This window comes from Faecalibacterium sp. AF27-11BH, assembly GCF_003603005.1.
In the GTDB taxonomy this organism is placed as follows: domain Bacteria; phylum Bacillota; class Clostridia; order Oscillospirales; family Ruminococcaceae; genus Faecalibacterium; species Faecalibacterium taiwanense.
Genome location: NZ_QVGS01000003.1, coordinates 288,270 through 304,915, shown reverse-complemented (window position 1 = coordinate 304,915; position 16,646 = coordinate 288,270). Strand labels below are relative to the sequence as shown.

Below are 16,646 nucleotides of genomic sequence, written 5' to 3'. Positions count from 1 at the left end.
TCCTGTGTGAATTACTTTTGGAATTGTTTTTAGTGTTTTTCCAAACACTTAAAGGTTCCTTACAAGTTTTTCGATATTGTTCAATTTTCAAGGTCCTGTGCGCCTCAGCCTTGCGGCTGACGACCTGTTTATTGTACCACCGAAGTGGCTTTTTGTCAAGCCTTATTTTTTAGAAGCTTTTGAACTTTCTGAACTTGGACATCCAAGAAGTTTCTCAGAACAAACTGGAACTTTTCAGCGTCTATTGGTTCTTTTCAAGGGCTTCCTGCTGTGGCTTCGGAAGTCATTCTTTTGCCTCAGCGCTTGGCGCTCAAGTATAATACCACACCCCCGCCTCCTTGTCAACACTTTTTGACAGATTTTTTCATCTTTTTTCTTGCGCTGCTGAAAAACGTTCATTTTCTTGTATTCAACGTTCTCTTTTTACGCAAAAAAGCCGCCTGCACATTCCTGCACAGACGGCCTTATATTACTTCTATAATAGAGTTAGCGGATCTCGATGCCCAGCTTGAACTTCAGGTTGCCGAGGATCTTCTTGACCACGCGCTCCACTTCCTCAGCGGAAACTTCCTTTTTCGGATCGGACAGAGACAGGGTGAATGCCATGCTCTTCTTGCCCTCGCCGAGATTTGCGCCGCGGTAGATATCGAACAGCTTGATCTCACCCACCAGAGGGCTGGCCTTCTTGATGGTCTCCTCGATCTCGCCGCAGGTGGTCTTTTCGTCGCAGACCAATGCCAGATCACGCTTGACAGCAGCGTAGGGACTGAGCGGCTGATAGCGCAGCTCACCGTCCACGCAGGACATCAGAGCCTCGTAGTCCAGCTCGCCCAGATAAATATTCTGGCTATCCTTCTGATCCTTTGCAATTTCCAGCTCGCCGTTGATCTCGTTGGACAGCTTGCCGAACACGCCCAGACGCTTGTCACCGCAGTAAACAGCGGCGCTGATGCCGGGGTGCAGCCACGGGGTTGTCTCGCGCTTATAATCAAAGCTCAGGCCAAAGCCGGCTGCCAGTGCTTCCAGTGCACCCTTAACGGTGAAGAAATCTTCTTCGGGGCCGAATGCACCGATGCACAGGGTCTGACGCTCGTGCGGATGCTCATTGATGGGCAGTTCCTTGGCAAGATACACCGGTGCCATCTCGAACAGACGGCCTTCTGTGTTGCCCTTCTTGAGATTGTCCACAATGACGTTCAGCATGGAGGGAGCCAGCAGGGTGCGCATGATGGACAAATTCTCACTGATGGGGTTCAGGATGCGGATGGCCTTGCGGGCTTCATCATCCGCCGGGATGTGCAGCATATCCAGTTCTGCGTTGGAGTAGAAGGCCAGCGTGGAGGCCTCATAGAAGCCCTGTGCAGCCAGCAAACGCTTGGTCTTGAGCTGCTGCTTCTGGTCATAGTTCAGACCGCCGTTTGTAACGGAGGCAGTGTTCAGGAAGGTGGGCACAATGTGGTCGTAACCGTACTCACGGATGACCTCCTCGGCCAGATCCGGGAAGCTCTCCACGTCCTCGCGGTACAGGGGTGCGGACACGTCCCAGCTGCCATCGGCCTGTACATCCACCGTGAACTCCAGACGCTGCAGAATGTCGATCATGGTCTGATCCGGCACGGTGATACCCAGCACGCCGCAGATCTTAGCCGGAGTGGTAACGATGTGCTTGCGCTCCATCGGGCGGCCATCGGTCAGGTCATATTCCAGCGTGGTGATGTCGCCGCAGTCCAGCTCCTGGATCAGGTGCAGGGCACGGGCAAGGCCCAGTTCAGGAGAGTGACGGTCCACACCCTTCTCGTAGCGGGCAGAAGAGTCGCTGTTCTGGCCCAATGCGCGGCTGGTCTTACGCACGCAGTCACGGGCGAAGGTGGCGCACTCAAACAGCAGGCTGGTGGTGTTCTCATCCATGCCGGAGTTTGCGCCGCCCATGATGCCGGCAAGTGCCACCGGCTTTTCGGCATCGCAGATGACCAGATTGTTGGGGTTCAGAGTGAACTCCTTCTCATCCAGCGTGACGATCTTTTCGCCCGCATGGGCACGGCGCACATCGATGGTGCGGCCGGCGACCTTGTTCAGGTCAAAGGCGTGCATGGGCTGACCCATTTCCAGCAGGGTGTGGTTGGTGATATCCACCACATTGCTGATGGAGCGCAGGCCGCACAGAGCCAGATGGCGCTTCATCCAGCGGGGAGACTCGCCCATGCGGATGTTGCGCACATAGTGTGCCATATAGCGGGGGCACAGGTCCGGTGCCTCCACCTTGACGGTGATGGGCGCATCCGGCTCGCAGACGGCCTTATAGTCCATGACGGGCATGTGCAGGGGCTTACCCAGAACGGCAGCCACCTCGCGGGCGATACCCAGAACGGACTGGCAGTCCGGACGGTTTGCGGTGATGGAGATATCAAAGATATAGTCATCCAGACCCACCACGGGGGCAATGTCGGTGCCGGGGACAGAATCCTCGGGCAGGATGAGCAGGCCGTAGACCTCAGAGCCCGGGAACAGGTCGTCGTTCAGGCCCAGCTCTTCGCCGGAGCACAGCATACCGTTGGACTCCACGCCCTGCATCTTGCGGGCCTTGATCTTGATGCCGCCGGGCAGGGTGGAGCCATCCAGAGCAGCGGGCACGCAGTCGCCCAGCTTCATATTGGTGGCACCGGTGCTGATGCGGATGTCGTGGCCGTAGTCGCCGCAGTCCACCACACACTTGGTCAGGTGGGTGCCCTCCTGCTTTTCCATCTCCACGATCTTGCCGACGACCACCTTGCTGATGCCGGCATCCAGCGGGATCAGCTCTTCGACCTCAAAGCCGCAGGAGAAGAGCTTTTCCTCCAGTTCCTGCGCAGTAACGTCGATATCTACAAATTCTTTTAACCAGCTGAAAGGTACTTTCATTGTCTCTTCTCTCCCCTCTTATTCGTGGAACTGCTTGAGGAACTGCAGGTTGTTCTCGAACATCAGGCCGATGTTGTTGATGCCATACTTCAGCATGGCGATACGCTCGATGCCGATGCCGAAGGCGAAGCCGGAATACTCGTCCGGGTCGATATTGCAGTTCTCCAGCACCTTGCGGTTGACGACACCGCCGCCCAGCACCTCGATCCAGCCGGTGTGCTTGCACAGCGGGCAGCCCTTGCCGTGGCACTCGAAGCAGCTCACGTCCACCTCCACGCTGGGCTCGGTGAACGGGAAGTAGGAGGGACGCAGGCGGGTGCGAGTGTCAGCGCCGAACAGCTTCTGCACGAAGGTATTCAGTGCGCCCTGCAGGTCGCCCAGGGTGATGCCCTTGTCCACGACCAGACCTTCCATCTGGTGGAACATGGGGCTGTGGGTAGCGTCCGAGTCGGAGCGGAACACACGGCCGGGCATCAGGATCTTGATGGGCGGCTTCTGAACGTCCATGGTGCGGATCTGGCCACCGGAAGTCTGGGTACGCAGCAGGAACTCCTCCGACAGGTAGAAGGTGTCCTGCATGTCGCGTGCCGGGTGATCCTTGGGCACGTTCAGGCGGGTAAAGTTGTGGTCATCGTCCTCGATCTCCGGGAAGGTACCCACCGAAAAGCCCATGCCGGAGAACACGTCGATGATCTGGTTGGTGATCAGGGTCAGCGGGTGCAGACCGCCCACAGAGCGGGTCTTGGCGGGCAGGGTGATGTCCACCGTCTCGGCAGCATTGCGGGCAGCAAGCTCTGCCTGCTTCACCTGTTCTGCAGCAGCATCATAGTCTGCCTGCACCTTTGCCTTGAGTTCATTGATGATCTTGCCCATAGCGGGGCGCTCTTCCGGCGCAACGGTGCGCAGGTTCTTCATCAGGGCAGGGATCTTGCCGTTTTTGCTGAGGTACTCCTGCCAGAAGGAGGCCAGCGTTTCCTTGCCGGACACCTGACCAAGGCTTTCAGCGGCCTGTTTTGCCAGCTCGTCGATCATTGCTTGCATGGATGTTCTCTCCTTTATTCTTCGTGTTGATGAGCGGAGTGCAACAAAAAAGCTCCGTCCCCTGCCCGATTTCTCAGGCAAAAGGGACGAAGCTGTTGATTCTTAGCTCCGCGGTACCACCCGGTTTCCACCCGTGCACAGATGCCGGGCGGCTCTCAGAACGCCGTAACGGGGCGTGGCCGTTCTGTACTACTGCTGTTTCGCACAGACCGCTCAGGAGCGAACTTCAGCCAGCCCGCACACGGAAGCCCTCTCAGCCGGTGAAGCTTCTCTCTTTGCCGTGCGGTACAGACCTACTCTCTCCGTCGCTGCGTTTGGGAGTATTCAGGTTTTATAACCAAGAGCTATGTTACCACATTTCGGGACAGTTTGCAAGGGCTGTGCAGTTACTTTCCGCAAAAATCGCGTTCGGTGGATGTTTTTTCACAAAGCCGCAGCCATTATGAATCGTTTATGTCATCCATTATGAGCTGAAACAATTCTCCCAGGTCGATTAGTGGCGCAAACTCTTTATCAACTTTGTAATCATCTGAAATTTTTACCACGACCACACCGTCGATCTGCTGGATATATCCTTCCTGCGGATAGACTGGCATCTGTTCCAGCTCTGTTCTGCTGTACAGTTCCCCATACTGTTCCACCGAGCAATGCTTGAGTTTTGCCGGAGTAATATCCCTGAAAACCGCTTTCCAAGACGCTCTGGCCGAGTAATCGTTCAGCCAGAAGCGGCCCATCTGCGCATACGGATTTGCATAGAGGTAATACTCCCTCTTCATAAAACTGGAGTTCGAGCTGGGTCTGCCCACAAACAGTACCGGCAGCTGCTCGTTATCGTCAAAATATCCGCTGCTCATCAGGTCGTCCGCAATGTGATCCGACATGCTCTTGAGTGTTTTTCTTCCCTCATACATAGCTTCCTGATCGATCACGGCAGAGCAGACATTGCCATAGACGACCAAAACCGCAAGTACTACAGCCCCTGTCCGGGCAGCACGTACATACTTTTTTACCATAGGCTGATTTGTGCGCGTCCCTTCAAGCAGCAGCAGACATACCGGCACGAACAGATTCAATCCTTCGCCCATCTGCAAAAGCCAGACCGCCTCGCTTGTGATCAGCATGATGGCATTGCACATGATGGGCAAAACGATCAGCGCTGCCACTCCCAGAAGGATATATTCCCAATTTTTCCGGTGAAGCATTTTTCTGAAGCGGTTCAGCAGTCCGATGCTCAGCGCCAGAAATACCAAAACGAAAAAGCCCACCGGCTGCAGAATGTTATGCCGATAGTAATTCTGAAAAAAGTAAGCTCCAAACAGTTGGTAGGTCTCTGCAATGGCATTGGGCAGATTTTTCAGTATAGAAAGTACCGAAACATCCGCTCCTCCATTATAACTTGCCATCTGCCATCCACATGCCCATACGATCAGCTTTGTGAGCAAGAAATACAAAACCATTCCTGCAGCTGCGCTGCAAAGACTTCTTCCAATGTGGGCATGAACCTTTTCTCTGTCCACATTGCGGAACAGAAGCAGTAGAAGATATGTCAGCAGGAGCAGACAAAAGTTATCAAGGCTCGTCTGATAGCACGCAAGGCTCATGACCAGAAGCAGTGCTCCCTGTACGACCGCTTTTCTAAAATCTGCGGCACGAACCACACGCTCTGCCGCTAGAACGGAAAACAAAAATGAGCAGCCAAACACCGGCGACTGAAACCGATATGACAGCTGTATTCCAGTGACCGTGCTGGCCAGAACAGCCATACCCGCCAGATAGGTCACGACAGAATCCTTCTCTGTAAAAAACTTCCGAAGCAGGGTAACAGCCAGCGCCGACATGGAAAGCGTCAGCAATGAATTGAAAGGTTCCGTCTGGATGCCAAACCGCAGCGCATCGATCACCGGCCAGAGCCATCGGCCCGTGACTACCTGCCAATAGCCGCCGAAGAACCATGTATTGTTCCACAATCCGTCAAATGTATTGGTCAGCCGCTGGCTGATCAGCAGGAAAAACACTACCGCCGAAAACAGCAGCATCACCAGAAAATATCTTAGATCCGATATATCCAGCCCAAGGTCGTCCGGTTTCTGTACATCGATTTTTTCTTTCATCGTTATTTTCTCCATCTGTCCCGTTTTATGTTCTCAGGCTCATTTGTTATTCATCGATCAGATAATCCTCTGAAATTTTGATCACATATACGCCGTCCATTTCCTGCATGGAGCCTTTCTCAGGGAATGTCGGCATTCGTTTGATTTCTTCTGTCCGGATCAGTTCGTCATATACCTCATCACTGCACAGCTCCAGCTGCATCGGTGTGAGGTCACGAAACACCGCATTCCATGAGTAGCGCATTGTGGCGGCATTTTCTTTTTCGAAAAGGCCCACCTGTGCGTAGTCGTTTGCATCCCAGTAGATAACATGTGTCCGGAACAGTGGGCTTGCACTGGGGCGGCCTACCAGCATCACTGGCAGTTTTTCCGGCAAATCATAATAGCCCTCTGCCACCAGCTCACCGGCCACAAGGTCCGCGATTTGTTTTGTTGCCTTGCGTCCCTCATACATCGCCTGCTGATCGATAGCCGACATGAAGACGCTCCCGTAAACGACAGCAGCCGCCGTAAGCAGGATCAGTGCTTTTTCTGCTTTATTCCAGCATTTGCGGAACGCATCACAGGCTGTTTTTCCCTCCCGGCTGCTGTCCAATAGCCAGAAACAGACCGGCAGGAACAAGGCCAGACCTCCGGACATGGGAATATAAAACAACGCCTGCGAGGTTGCCACCATAAATACCGTGCACATCATGGGCAGCACCAGCAGCGCTGCTGTGCCATAGAAAGTGTTTTCCCAATCTTTCCGGCGTATGAGCCGAACCAGTCTGCACGCAAGCGCGGCACCCACCACACAAAAAATCAAAGCAAATACAACTGCAGTTTCCTGCAGCATATTGTGTTTTACAAGGGTACCAAAGAAATACCGATAAAAAAGCTCATAGCACTTTTCAACGCTGGAAGGAAGATTTTTCAGAATTCCAGACACTGAAATATCTGCACCACCCTGGTAATCGGCCATCGCCGTTCCCGTCGCCCACAGTGTAATCTTTAAGATCAGCAGATACAGCACTGCGCCGGATGCAGCACTTGCCAGGCTTTTGCAAATATATTCCCGAATCTTTTGTTTTTCTCCATTCTGGAAAAGTAGTAGGAGAAAATAGGCCAGCAGCACCAGACAGAAACAGGCAAGGTTCGTCTGGTACAGGCCAAGGCTCAGTGCCAAAAGCACCGCTGCCGGCACAATGCTGCTTACGGCTGATTTTCCCCGGATCACGTGCTCTGTAGCCAGCATTGCAAAGAAAAACGAAAATCCGTACTCCGGTGCAATGAAGTGAAACGAAAGATAGCACCCGACCACAACATTGGAAACATAGCATAAACCTGCGAGCCAGTCAATGCAGGATGTTCTCATCCATGCCGGTTTGAAGAGCATATGAAGCCTGGTGACTCCAAGAGAAACCAGCACCAAGCATACCACCGCATTGATGGGTTCTAGCTGCAGACTGAAACGCAGAAAACTGGTCACCAGCCAGAACCATCGCCCATTGGAAAGCTCCCATGCTCCCGCCATGTACTCAGCCGTTGTCCACAGACCATCCACTGTGTTCGTCAGCTTCAAGCTGATCAGCGGAAAATAGACCATCACCGCAAAGCCCAGCATCACAAAGAAATATTTCTTATCCAACTCCCGCAGCCAGTGTCTGATATCCGCTTTTATTTCTACAGACATGATATTCCTCCATCCATAAACTTCTGCTTTTCAGTATATCAAACTCTTCCACATGGTTCAATAAAAAAATCCCCTGCCGGGCAGTCGGCAGAGGATCTTGCGTTTTTTCCAGAGTGCTTTATTTTGCCACGATTTCTGCAGCCAGTGCATCCATCTGCGCTTCGGCAGCAGCATTGGCAGCACTGCGGATGGTGACCACAGTATCACACACGGCGATGTTCTTCATGCTTTCCAGCTCGGCGCGCATGAGCTTTGCGGCCATGGGTGCCCATGTGCCATTCTCCATCAGACCGACCGTGCGGTTCTGGAAGTTCTTGGTCTTGAGGTGGGTCAGCAGATTTTCCATCGGCGGGAAGAGGAAGCCGTCGTAGGTGGCGCAGGCCAGCACGATCTTTCCGCAGCGGAAGGCTTCGGTGACGGCATAGGACACATCCGTGCGGGTCAGGTCCATCTCCACTACCTTTGCGCCCTTTGCACGCAGCTTTTCTGCCATGAGGTGGGCTGCTGCACGGGTGTGGCCGTGGATGGAAGCACTTGCCACAAGGATCTTTTCCGGCTCCTCGGGCTTGTAGCTGGACCAGATGTCGTAGTAGTTCAGGTACTTGCCCAGATCTCCGGTCAGCACCGGGCCGTGCAGCGGGCAAATGGTCTGGATGTCCAGAGCCGCGGCCTTTTTCAGCAGCGCCTGCACCTGCGGGCCGTATTTCCCCACGATGTTCAGGTAGTAGCGGCGGGCTTCGCTGGCCCAGTCGGCCTTTTCGTCAAACTTTGCCACAGCGCCAAAGCGACCGAAGCCATCCGCGGAGAACAGCACCTTTTCGGTGGATTCATAGCTGACCATGACCTCCGGCCAGTGCACCATGGGGGCAAACACAAAGGTCAGGGTGTGGGTGCCAAGGCTCAGGCTCTCGCCGTCCTTCACCACTACACGGCGCTCCTTGGCAATGGCATCAGCGCCAAAGAACTGTTCCATATACAAAAAGGTCTTGGCGTTGCCCACCACCTGCATCTCAGGGTAGAGTGCCGCCAGCTTTGCAATGTTGGCACCGTGGTCCGGCTCCATGTGGGAGACCACCAGATAATCCGGCTTACGGCCTGCCAGAGCTTCGGTCAGGTTTTCCAGCCACGGCTCGGTAGCGCGGGCATCCACCGTATCCAGAACGGCGGTCTTTTCGTCCAGAATGACATAGGAATTATAGCTCACGCCGGTGGGCACCGGATACTGGCTCTCGAACAGGTCGATGGTGGTATCATCCACGCCAACGCCCAAAATGGCTTCACTGATCTTGTTTACGCTCATAATGCTCGGTCTCCTTATTTATATTTTTATGCAGTGCCGCGTTTCTGCGGCGATTGTTTCTGAGAACAGTTCCTATCATACCACATCGTCAGAAAAATCGCAAGGGATAACGTGGGAATATTCTGCACATCAGAGCTCTTCCCCATTCTCCGGCAGCTTTGCCGTTACCGGCCTGCCCGGCTCAGCATCCAGTTCCAGCAGAGCGGCAGCAGCGCTTTCGTCCATGGTCTGCACCGCGCGCAGCTTGCGGCTGATGGCACGGCTGCGCACGCCAATGAGATTATCCAGCTCTTCGTCGGTCTGGCGCAGGCGCTGCTGCATCTTGGAAAGCCCCTGCCCGAACTTGTCAAATTCGGTCTTCACCGCACCCAGCAGCTGCCATACCTCACCGGAGCGCCTCTGGATGGCAAGGGTCTTGAAGCCCATCTGCAGGCTGTTGAGCAGCGCTGCCATGGTGCTGGGGCCTGCAATGTTCACCTGATAGTCCCGCTGCAGCACTTCCAGCAGGCCCGCGTTCACCACCTCGGCATACAAACCCTCGAAGGGCAGGAACAGGATACCGAAGGCCGTGGTGTAGGGCGGCTCCACATATTTTTCCCGGATGTCCTTGGCCTCGGCCCGCAGCACCAGTTCCAGTGCGTGGCGGGCGTTCTCCACGGCCTGCGCGTCGCCGGATGCCTGCGCATCCTGTAAATGGGCATAGGTGTCGCCGGGGAACTTGGAGTCGATGGGCAGCCACACCGTGCCGCCGTCCGCGCCGGGCATCCGGATGGCGTACTCCACCCGCTGGGTGCTGCCCGGAATAGTGGCCACGTTGGTGTCGTACTGTTCCGGGGCAAGGATCTCTTCCAGAATGGCTCCCAGCTGGATCTCACCCAGAATACCGCGGGTCTTCACACCGGAAAGCACCTGTTTCAGCCCGCCCACATCAGCGGCAAGGTTCTGCATTTCGCCAAGACCCTTGTACACCTGTTCCAGCTGGTCGTTCACCGCCTTGAAGCTTTCGGTCACCCGCTTCTGCAACGCATCCTGCAGCTGTTCGTCCACCGTATGGCGGATCTCGTCCAGCTTCTGGGCGTTCTGGGCCTGCAGGGCAGTCATGCCCTCGGCAAGGGTGCGGCGCATCTCTTCCAGCTTGCGGGCGTTGGAGGCTTCCAGCCCCTGCAGGCGCTGCTCCATGGTCTGCTGCTGGGTGCCCTGCCCTGCGGCAAGGGCGGTGCTCATGCTCTGCACCGAAGCCTGCAGCGTTTCACTGATGTGGCCCATAGCGGCAAGGTTCTGCTGCGCCATCTCTGCCAGCTTTGCGTCCATCTGGCGGTTCTGCGCTTCCAGCTGCTGACGCAGCCATTCCTTCCGTTCTGCATCGTCCCGGTTTGCGGCAGGCTTTGCCGAGCGGTACAGCAGCAGGGCCATCATCAGGCAGATGGCCACCAGAAGCACCGTGTAAAGAAACGCTAAAAATTCCATAATGTCTCCTATTGCAAAATCCGGGCTTTGCAGCTGCACAGCCCGGATCTGCGTACTTTATATTATTTTGTCTGTTCTTCCCAGAAGGCAGCGGCTTCGTCCAGCCAGCCATCTGCAGCCGTGCCGCGGCCAAGGCCGATGCCATGGGCTGCGTGGTCATATACCACTTCTTTGTAAGGTACGCCATGCGCGGCCAGTGCCTTGCTGAGGGCCGGCCCCTGCAGCGGCCAACACAGCAGGTTCAAGGTCAGGTCATCCCTGCCATACCAGAAGTACACCGGCGGATAGTCCTCTGTGATCAGGTCGGCAAGGCTGTATTCATAGTAGAACCGGCCGCACACAAAGGGGTCGATGCCCACACGGTAGATCGGTGTGATCTCGGAAAACTGCACGATGGGATACGCCAGGATCACTGCGCCGGGCTTGGGCAGGCCATAGTTTTTATAGCCCAGAGCGTCCGATGCAAACAGGCCCGCCAGATGTCCGCCGGAAGAATAGCCGATCAGGGCGTAGCTTTCCGTCTGCACGCCGAACTGCTGTGCGTGGCCGATGATGTACTTCACCGCCCGTGCAATGTCCTCTATGGGTCCGTTGTTGTCGTTGTCCGGGTAGGCGCGGTAGCGCATCACGAACACCGCATAGCCTTTCTGGTGCAGCTGGTAAGCTGTGGAGATGCACTCCTTTAACTCCGCCGTGCGGTTGAAGATGTTGCCGGAGAGCACCAGCGCATACTTTGCATCCGGCGTGCTGGCCGGGTAGTAATAGAACTCCACATTGTTGCGGGAGCTGTCCTCGGCGATCTCCTGCTCCGAGTAGAGCTTATAGGTGATCTGCACGCCCGCATTGTAATTGCGGATGAGCAGGTTCAGACCATCGGCACAATCCTGTGCCACATGGCTGCTCACATATTTTTCCAGCGTCTGGTCATTGCACCAGTCCTCGGTGCCGGGCAGGTTCTGCTCCTTGGAATAGGTCCAAACGCCTGCGCCAAGGATGCTGGGGTTCGAGCGGATCTCGCCCATGGTGGTCTGCGGCGTGATATCCGGCTCGCCATACTCTGCTGCAAATGCGGGCAGCGCCATCATCAGCAGAAGACAGATACAGGCTGCTGCGGTGCATATCCTGTGTTTCAACTCAACATCTCCTTTTCAGCCGACCTGTTCCTCCCAGAAGGCAGCTGCTTCATTCAGCCAGCCATCCGCAGCCGTGCCGCGGCCAATCGAGACCGCATGGGGTGCATCCGCAAAGGCCGTTCTCTGGTACGCCACACCGTGTTTCTGCAGAGCCTGTTCAAACGCTTCGTAAAAGCTTGTGTCTGGCCCGAGGATCGTGTCATTGTCGCCCCGCCAGAAATAAATCGGCGGGTAATCGTCATCCACTGCCTGATTCAGGTCGGTCCAGTAATAGCGCCATCCGCATGCGGTCGGATCATATACGATGTGATACACCGGCTTTATAATAGAGAAATCAACGATCGGGTACCCCAGAATCAGTGCGCCCGGCTTCTGGGCACCAAAGGCTCCGTAGCCGCGCTTCTGGCTGGCAAATATGCCCGCGACCTGCGCGCCGGACGAGTAGGCAACGATCGCGTAATCCTCCGGCTGCACCCGGAGCTGTTCCGCATGGGCGGTAATAAAGTTCACCGCATTGCCAAGATCCTGCAGCGGTGCATTGTCGCCAAGGTCGGTCCATGCGCGGTAGCGCAGAACAAACACGGTATAGCCTTTTTCATGCAGTTCCCACGCTGTCGGCAGGCCCTCGCCAAATGTGCCGTTGATGGTCAGCGCATTGCCGCCCATCACGATCGCATATTTGCCATCGGGATCGCTTCCCGGAAAATAAAACAGCTGTACACATCCGAGCGAAGGATCCACCTCGGTCTCCTCCGGGCTGTAGACCTGCCACGTCACCTGAACTCCGTCCTTCACATTCTGTGCCGCAAGGTTCAGCGCCGCCGTTGTTTCCGGCACCGTCTGCCCCCATGCGTATTCCTGCAGGGTCTGGTTTTCCAGTCGGCTGCGGGTCCATTGGGTCCCCTCGCCGAAGGAGCCATACAAAAACAGCCCGCTCTGCTGCATCACAGGGTCGCTGCGGATCTCCTGCATCGTCATGTCCGGTGTGATGTTGGCCTGACCAAGCTTCTCCGCAAACGCCGGCTGTGCCAGCAGGATCATCAGGCCAATACCAAACATCACCGTGCGCAATCGTTTTCTCACAGCAATCCCCCGTTTATCTCTTTATTTGCACTGTTTTTCCCAGAATGCCGTTGCCTGCCGGATCCAGCCGTCCGCATCGGTGTGATGGCCCGGGCCAATAGCATGGGGTGCGTTCTCGTACACATGGCACTCATAAACAGCCCCGCTCTCCCGGAGCTTGCGCTCCAGCAGCGGCCCCTGCTGGGAGTAGCACATGCGCTGCATATAAAGATCATTTTTGCCGTAGAAGAAATAGGTAGGGGTAAAGTTTTCGTTCACCACATCCGAAATATCGGTCCAGTAGTAACGCCAGCCAAGCACCAGCGGGTCAATGGCCAGCTGATATAGCGGCTTCACCTCAAAGAAATCGTTGATGGGGTAACCCAGCAGCAGCGCTGCAGGCTGTGGGAGGCCAAATGCCTTATAGCCGAACTTTTCGTTGTCCGAGCCGATCAGGCCCACGATGTGTCCGCCGGAAGAAAAGCCCATCAGCGCATAGTTTTCGCGCTGAACGCCAAACTGATCTGCATTTTCGGTCAGGTACTTTACGGCATTGGCAATATCGTACAGTGGCGCATTGTCGGATGCATTCAGGAAAGAGCGGTACCGCAGCACAAAAGCCGCATAGCCCAGCTCGTGCAGCTGGTTGGCAATGGATGCGCCCTCGTTCAGCTCTGCGGTGGTGTTGCCGCCGTTGCCGGGCACCACGATGGCGTACTTTGCGTTGGCTGTTTTAGCCGGGAAATAATACAGCTGCACCATGCCCAGAGAAGAATTTTCCGCAATTTCTTCCGGGGTATACACCTGCCATGTGATCTGTACGCCCCTGTTGTAGTTTTCGATCACAAGGTTCATGCCTTCGGCGGCATCCTCGGCAGCCGCGTAGCTTACATAGCCCTCAATGGGCGTATCATCGTACTGCGTGCTGCCTTCGATCCATTCGTTGCAGTAGGTATAGTAGCCGGAGCCTTTGATGCTGGGGTTCTCCCGCAGCTCTTTCATGGTCGTCTCTGTTGTGATGTTCGGCTCGCCGTACTCTGCAGCAAATGCCGAAAGCGATACGCACGCCAGCATTCCCAGCGCACACACCATCGTTCTGATCCACTTCATTTTGGGACATCCTCCATTCTGCAGCGGCGTATCCTGCCGTGCTTTTCTTTGTTATGATTTATTGTATCACAAACCTTCCGCTTGTCAAAGAAATTTCTGTGCAGTACGGCGCTTGTACCGCACCGCAAATTCTGCTATACTGGAGCCGGATATTTTTGAGAGTTGAGGGCGCGGAAAGCTATGCACTTTCCGCCGGGATCGAAATATGAGTAAAATCGAGATCCGGCCCATGGAGCCGGAAGACTGGAGCGCTGTTTCCAGAATTTATTTGGAGGGCATTGCTACAGAACATGCCACTTTTCAGACCACCTGTCCGCCGTATTCTGCGTGGGATGCTTCCCACGCAAAAGAATGCCGACTGGTACTGCTGGCCGACGGCGTGATCGCCGGGTGGACGGCGTTGCGCCGGGTGGACCCGCGCTGGTGCTACCGCGGCGTTGCCGAGGTGAGTATTTACGTGGGTGAGCAGTTCCGGGGCCATGGCCTTGGCTATCATCTGCTGACCGAGCTGTGCCATCAGGCAGAAAAGGCCGGCTACTGGACACTGCAGTCCACCGTGCTGCAGGACAACGCTGCCAGCCGCGCCCTGCACACAAAATGCGGCTTTCGCTTAGTGGGCCGCCGGGAACGCATTGCCCGCGACTGTCACGGCCGCTGGCTGGACACATTCTTAATGGAATACCGCGCTGCCGCCAATGAACCGGAAGGCTATAAAAAGCTGTAAGATGCAAAAGAACTCCACACCCTGTGAGGTGCGGAGTTCTTTTTTGTCCATTGATAAAATGATAAAGGTAAAAACAAGCTTACCACTCTTCGCCGTCGATGTCCACGCTGCCGTCCACCACGGCACCGGCGCGGGAACGCTGGAACATGCTTTCCACCACGGCGCAGTACTTATCGGCCAGACAGACGATGACGGCTTCGCGGCAGGTGGGCACATGACGGAAGGTCAGCGGCCACATGTGGCTTGCAATGATGCTCTGTTCCTTTGTGGTAATGCTGAACACCCGCTTTGCATTGACGCAGGCATAACCCGGATGGGAGAAGCCGTGCATCTCAAACAGGCGGCGCAGGCCGTGAAAGGTACCGGTGGTGTGCCAGTCGTACAGATAAAAATCATGCAGCAGGGCACCCACTGCCAGCGAGGTCTCGTCAGCGTGCAGATGCAGACGGCGGTTGAGCCAGAAGCTCACCAGCGCCACATTCTTGCAATGCTGGTAGGTGGTGACAGAACCGTGCTGGATGTACTCCCGCATCCGCTGCACATCCGGGTGATGATCGTATTTTTCAACGATGGCATAAAGCTGTTCGCGCTCGATCTCAGAAAGCTGCATGCTGCAAAATTTCCTTTCGCTTTAAGGTGATGTTTTCAGGAGCGGAGCTGGACCGGATTGGAATTGCCGAAGTTCTCTGCACTGGAAGGGTTCTCCCGCTTGAGAGAAAGATCTACCAGATACTGCTTGCCGTCGCCCAGTTCTTCCAGCTGGGCCAGTTTTGCCTTTGCGGCGGCTTCGTCCGGGTACCACTGGATCAGGAAGAAATTTTCTTCCTCTACACCGTAGTACAGCCACTGGCCGTCGGCACGCAGCCAGTCGTCCAGATGATCCACTTCTTCGCCGTCCGGCAGGCCAAGGCCTTCTTCGGCATAAAGGTTTTCCGGTTCCACCTGCAGCATTTCGATCACCTGAATGGAGCTTTGCAGGTATTCGTCCTGCGAAACTGTCTTGTCCGAAAGCTCCCATCCAGTGAGAAAAGCCTGCATCATCAGGTCGCGCACAGAGATGCGCGGCAGGGTCGGGTCCATAACCATAGGTATTTCCTTCTTCCTTTAGTTTGTCCCTGCTGACCAGTATACGTCAAAGGCTTATGCAAGTCAACAGTTTAATTGTGAATTTTTTGTAGGTTCGTTCAAATATATCCAGACTTAACAGACGGAAAAGGCAAAAGTGTCTCCCAGCCATTCCACTGCCAGTTCCACCCAGTGATGCCGGTGGCGGCTGGGCTGGTCCACCTCTGCTGTGCTGATGCTGGTACCGTGCACCCCCTTTTCAAACAGATGCGCCTCGCATGGCACACCCGCCCGGTGCAGAGCGTTCACCAGCATCAGGGTGTTCTCCACCGGAACGGTGGCATCCTCCATGGTGGTCCATACGAACACCGGCGGCATCTGCGGCGTGATCTTATCCTCCAGCCCGAACACCTGCTGTGCCGCCGGGTCGGCGCTGCCCGCCAGCTGCACAAAGCTGCCGCGGTGGGCATACTGCCCTGCCGTGACCACCGGATAGCCCAGAATGACCGCATTGGGCCGGGGCTGGGCCGCTTCGCCGGGAATGTCCAGCACAGCACCGGAAAGGGCCAGGTGGCCGCCCGCTGAAAAGCCGCACACGGCAATTTTTTCCGGCAGGATATGCCACTGGGCCGCGTGCTGCCGCACAAGACCGATAGCCTCGGCCAGCTGGCGCAGCGGCATGTAGTCCTTTGCCTTTTCGCAGATGGCGTAGTCCAGCACAGCGGTGTGGTACCCCGCCGCCGCAAACTGCAGCGCCACCGGGTCGCCCTCACGGGCACTCACATGGGTATAGCCGCCGCCGGGCACCACCAGCACCAATGGCCGGTCAAACACATTCGGCATCCGCTCACAGCAATCACGCAGATAAACGGTCAGCGTCCCACCGCCGGCCAGTTCCAGCTGTTTCAGCTGCATGATATTTCCTCCTTTTACAGCATCCTTTGCGGTTCATTATAGCACAAAACGAACCATTTTTTAAACTTTTTATGAAAGCCCTTGATTTTTGCTTTTTGTCGGTGTATATTAGCACTCGAAAGTTACGAGTGCTAAGTATTCAAAAGTA

13 protein-coding genes and 1 other annotated feature are annotated in these 16,646 nt (G+C 55.5%); of the genes, 1 reads left to right on the top strand and 12 read right to left on the bottom strand.

Annotated elements, in window-relative coordinates; all coding sequences use genetic code 11:
* Positions 1-486 precede the first annotated feature (486 nt).
* The 9 genes from pheT to DWY76_RS05520 all read right to left on the bottom strand — a co-directional run bounded on the left by pheT (position 487) and on the right by DWY76_RS05520 (position 13,794).
* On the bottom strand, positions 487-2,898 hold the full coding sequence (gene pheT, locus DWY76_RS05560) for a phenylalanine--tRNA ligase subunit beta (protein ID WP_120080276.1): 2,412 nt from the start codon (positions 2,896-2,898) through the stop codon (positions 487-489).
* Positions 2,899-2,916: 18 nt separating this feature from the next.
* Positions 2,917-3,939 (bottom strand): phenylalanine--tRNA ligase subunit alpha, encoded by a 1,023-nt coding sequence (pheS, locus tag DWY76_RS05555; protein ID WP_005945958.1) that lies wholly within the window; start codon positions 3,937-3,939, stop codon positions 2,917-2,919.
* Positions 3,940-4,018: 79 nt separating this feature from the next.
* Positions 4,019-4,257, bottom strand: a binding site (T-box leader).
* 122 nt (positions 4,258-4,379) lie between these two features.
* A complete protein-coding gene (locus DWY76_RS05550; RefSeq protein WP_242959274.1) occupies positions 4,380-6,050 on the bottom strand; it encodes a glucosyltransferase domain-containing protein in 1,671 nt (556 codons plus the stop codon).
* A 46-nt stretch (positions 6,051-6,096) separates the two neighbouring features.
* Entirely contained in the window at positions 6,097-7,722 is a 1,626-nt protein-coding gene (locus DWY76_RS05545) for a glucosyltransferase domain-containing protein (protein WP_120080274.1), read from the bottom strand.
* 118 nt (positions 7,723-7,840) lie between these two features.
* Positions 7,841-9,022 carry an MBL fold metallo-hydrolase gene (locus DWY76_RS05540; RefSeq protein ID WP_120080272.1) on the bottom strand — a complete coding sequence of 394 codons (1,182 nt, stop codon included), beginning with the start codon at positions 9,020-9,022 and terminating at the stop codon, positions 7,841-7,843.
* Between the two features lie 129 nt (positions 9,023-9,151).
* Positions 9,152-10,489, bottom strand: coding sequence for a DNA recombination protein RmuC (gene rmuC / locus DWY76_RS05535; RefSeq protein ID WP_120080270.1), 1,338 nt, complete (start codon positions 10,487-10,489; stop codon positions 9,152-9,154).
* Between the two features lie 62 nt (positions 10,490-10,551).
* Positions 10,552-11,622 carry an alpha/beta hydrolase gene (locus DWY76_RS05530; protein ID WP_243111946.1) on the bottom strand — a complete coding sequence of 357 codons (1,071 nt, stop codon included), beginning with the start codon at positions 11,620-11,622 and terminating at the stop codon, positions 10,552-10,554.
* A 15-nt stretch (positions 11,623-11,637) separates the two neighbouring features.
* Positions 11,638-12,681 (bottom strand): alpha/beta hydrolase, encoded by a 1,044-nt coding sequence (locus DWY76_RS05525; protein ID WP_120080298.1) that lies wholly within the window; start codon positions 12,679-12,681, stop codon positions 11,638-11,640.
* A 45-nt stretch (positions 12,682-12,726) separates the two neighbouring features.
* Positions 12,727-13,794: an alpha/beta hydrolase gene (locus DWY76_RS05520; RefSeq protein WP_243111944.1), complete on the bottom strand. Its 1,068-nt coding sequence runs from the start codon at positions 13,792-13,794 to the stop codon at positions 12,727-12,729.
* Between the two features lie 205 nt (positions 13,795-13,999).
* On the opposite strand from DWY76_RS05520, the gene DWY76_RS05515 reads away from it, so the two are divergent.
* Positions 14,000-14,518 (top strand): GNAT family N-acetyltransferase, encoded by a 519-nt coding sequence (locus DWY76_RS05515; protein ID WP_005945939.1) that lies wholly within the window; start codon positions 14,000-14,002, stop codon positions 14,516-14,518.
* A gap of 79 nt (positions 14,519-14,597) precedes the next feature.
* Here DWY76_RS05515 and DWY76_RS05510 read toward each other — a convergent pair whose 3' ends face one another.
* From DWY76_RS05510 to DWY76_RS05500, 3 genes are all read right to left on the bottom strand, one after another.
* The gene (locus tag DWY76_RS05510; protein WP_097777640.1) at positions 14,598-15,128 is read right to left on the bottom strand and encodes an HD domain-containing protein; all 531 of its coding nucleotides are present in this window, start codon (positions 15,126-15,128) and stop codon (positions 14,598-14,600) included.
* A gap of 35 nt (positions 15,129-15,163) precedes the next feature.
* A complete protein-coding gene (locus DWY76_RS05505) occupies positions 15,164-15,604 on the bottom strand; it encodes a hypothetical protein (RefSeq protein ID WP_097775383.1) in 441 nt (146 codons plus the stop codon).
* A gap of 114 nt (positions 15,605-15,718) precedes the next feature.
* A complete protein-coding gene (locus DWY76_RS05500; RefSeq protein WP_120080268.1) occupies positions 15,719-16,498 on the bottom strand; it encodes an alpha/beta hydrolase in 780 nt (259 codons plus the stop codon).
* Between the last annotated feature and the right edge of the window lie 148 nt (positions 16,499-16,646).

What these genes read in the sequence shown, in the direction of transcription:
- DWY76_RS05545 (WP_120080274.1), bottom strand. Translation starts at nt 7,722, where the DNA reads ATGTCTGTAGAAATAAAAGCGGATATCAGACACTGGCTGCGGGAGTTG.
- DWY76_RS05510 (WP_097777640.1), bottom strand. Translation starts at nt 15,128, where the DNA reads ATGCAGCTTTCTGAGATCGAGCGCGAACAGCTTTATGCCATCGTTGAA.
- DWY76_RS05500 (WP_120080268.1), bottom strand. Translation starts at nt 16,498, where the DNA reads ATGCAGCTGAAACAGCTGGAACTGGCCGGCGGTGGGACGCTGACCGTT.
- DWY76_RS05550 (WP_242959274.1), bottom strand. Translation starts at nt 6,050, where the DNA reads ATGAAAGAAAAAATCGATGTACAGAAACCGGACGACCTTGGGCTGGAT.
- DWY76_RS05520 (WP_243111944.1), bottom strand. Translation starts at nt 13,794, where the DNA reads ATGAAGTGGATCAGAACGATGGTGTGTGCGCTGGGAATGCTGGCGTGC.
- DWY76_RS05515 (WP_005945939.1), top strand. Translation starts at nt 14,000, where the DNA reads ATGAGTAAAATCGAGATCCGGCCCATGGAGCCGGAAGACTGGAGCGCT.
- pheS (WP_005945958.1), bottom strand. Translation starts at nt 3,939, where the DNA reads ATGCAAGCAATGATCGACGAGCTGGCAAAACAGGCCGCTGAAAGCCTT.
- DWY76_RS05525 (WP_120080298.1), bottom strand. Translation starts at nt 12,681, where the DNA reads ATGTTTGGTATTGGCCTGATGATCCTGCTGGCACAGCCGGCGTTTGCG.
- rmuC (WP_120080270.1), bottom strand. Translation starts at nt 10,489, where the DNA reads ATGGAATTTTTAGCGTTTCTTTACACGGTGCTTCTGGTGGCCATCTGC.
- DWY76_RS05505 (WP_097775383.1), bottom strand. Translation starts at nt 15,604, where the DNA reads ATGGTTATGGACCCGACCCTGCCGCGCATCTCTGTGCGCGACCTGATG.
- DWY76_RS05540 (WP_120080272.1), bottom strand. Translation starts at nt 9,022, where the DNA reads ATGAGCGTAAACAAGATCAGTGAAGCCATTTTGGGCGTTGGCGTGGAT.
- pheT (WP_120080276.1), bottom strand. Translation starts at nt 2,898, where the DNA reads ATGAAAGTACCTTTCAGCTGGTTAAAAGAATTTGTAGATATCGACGTT.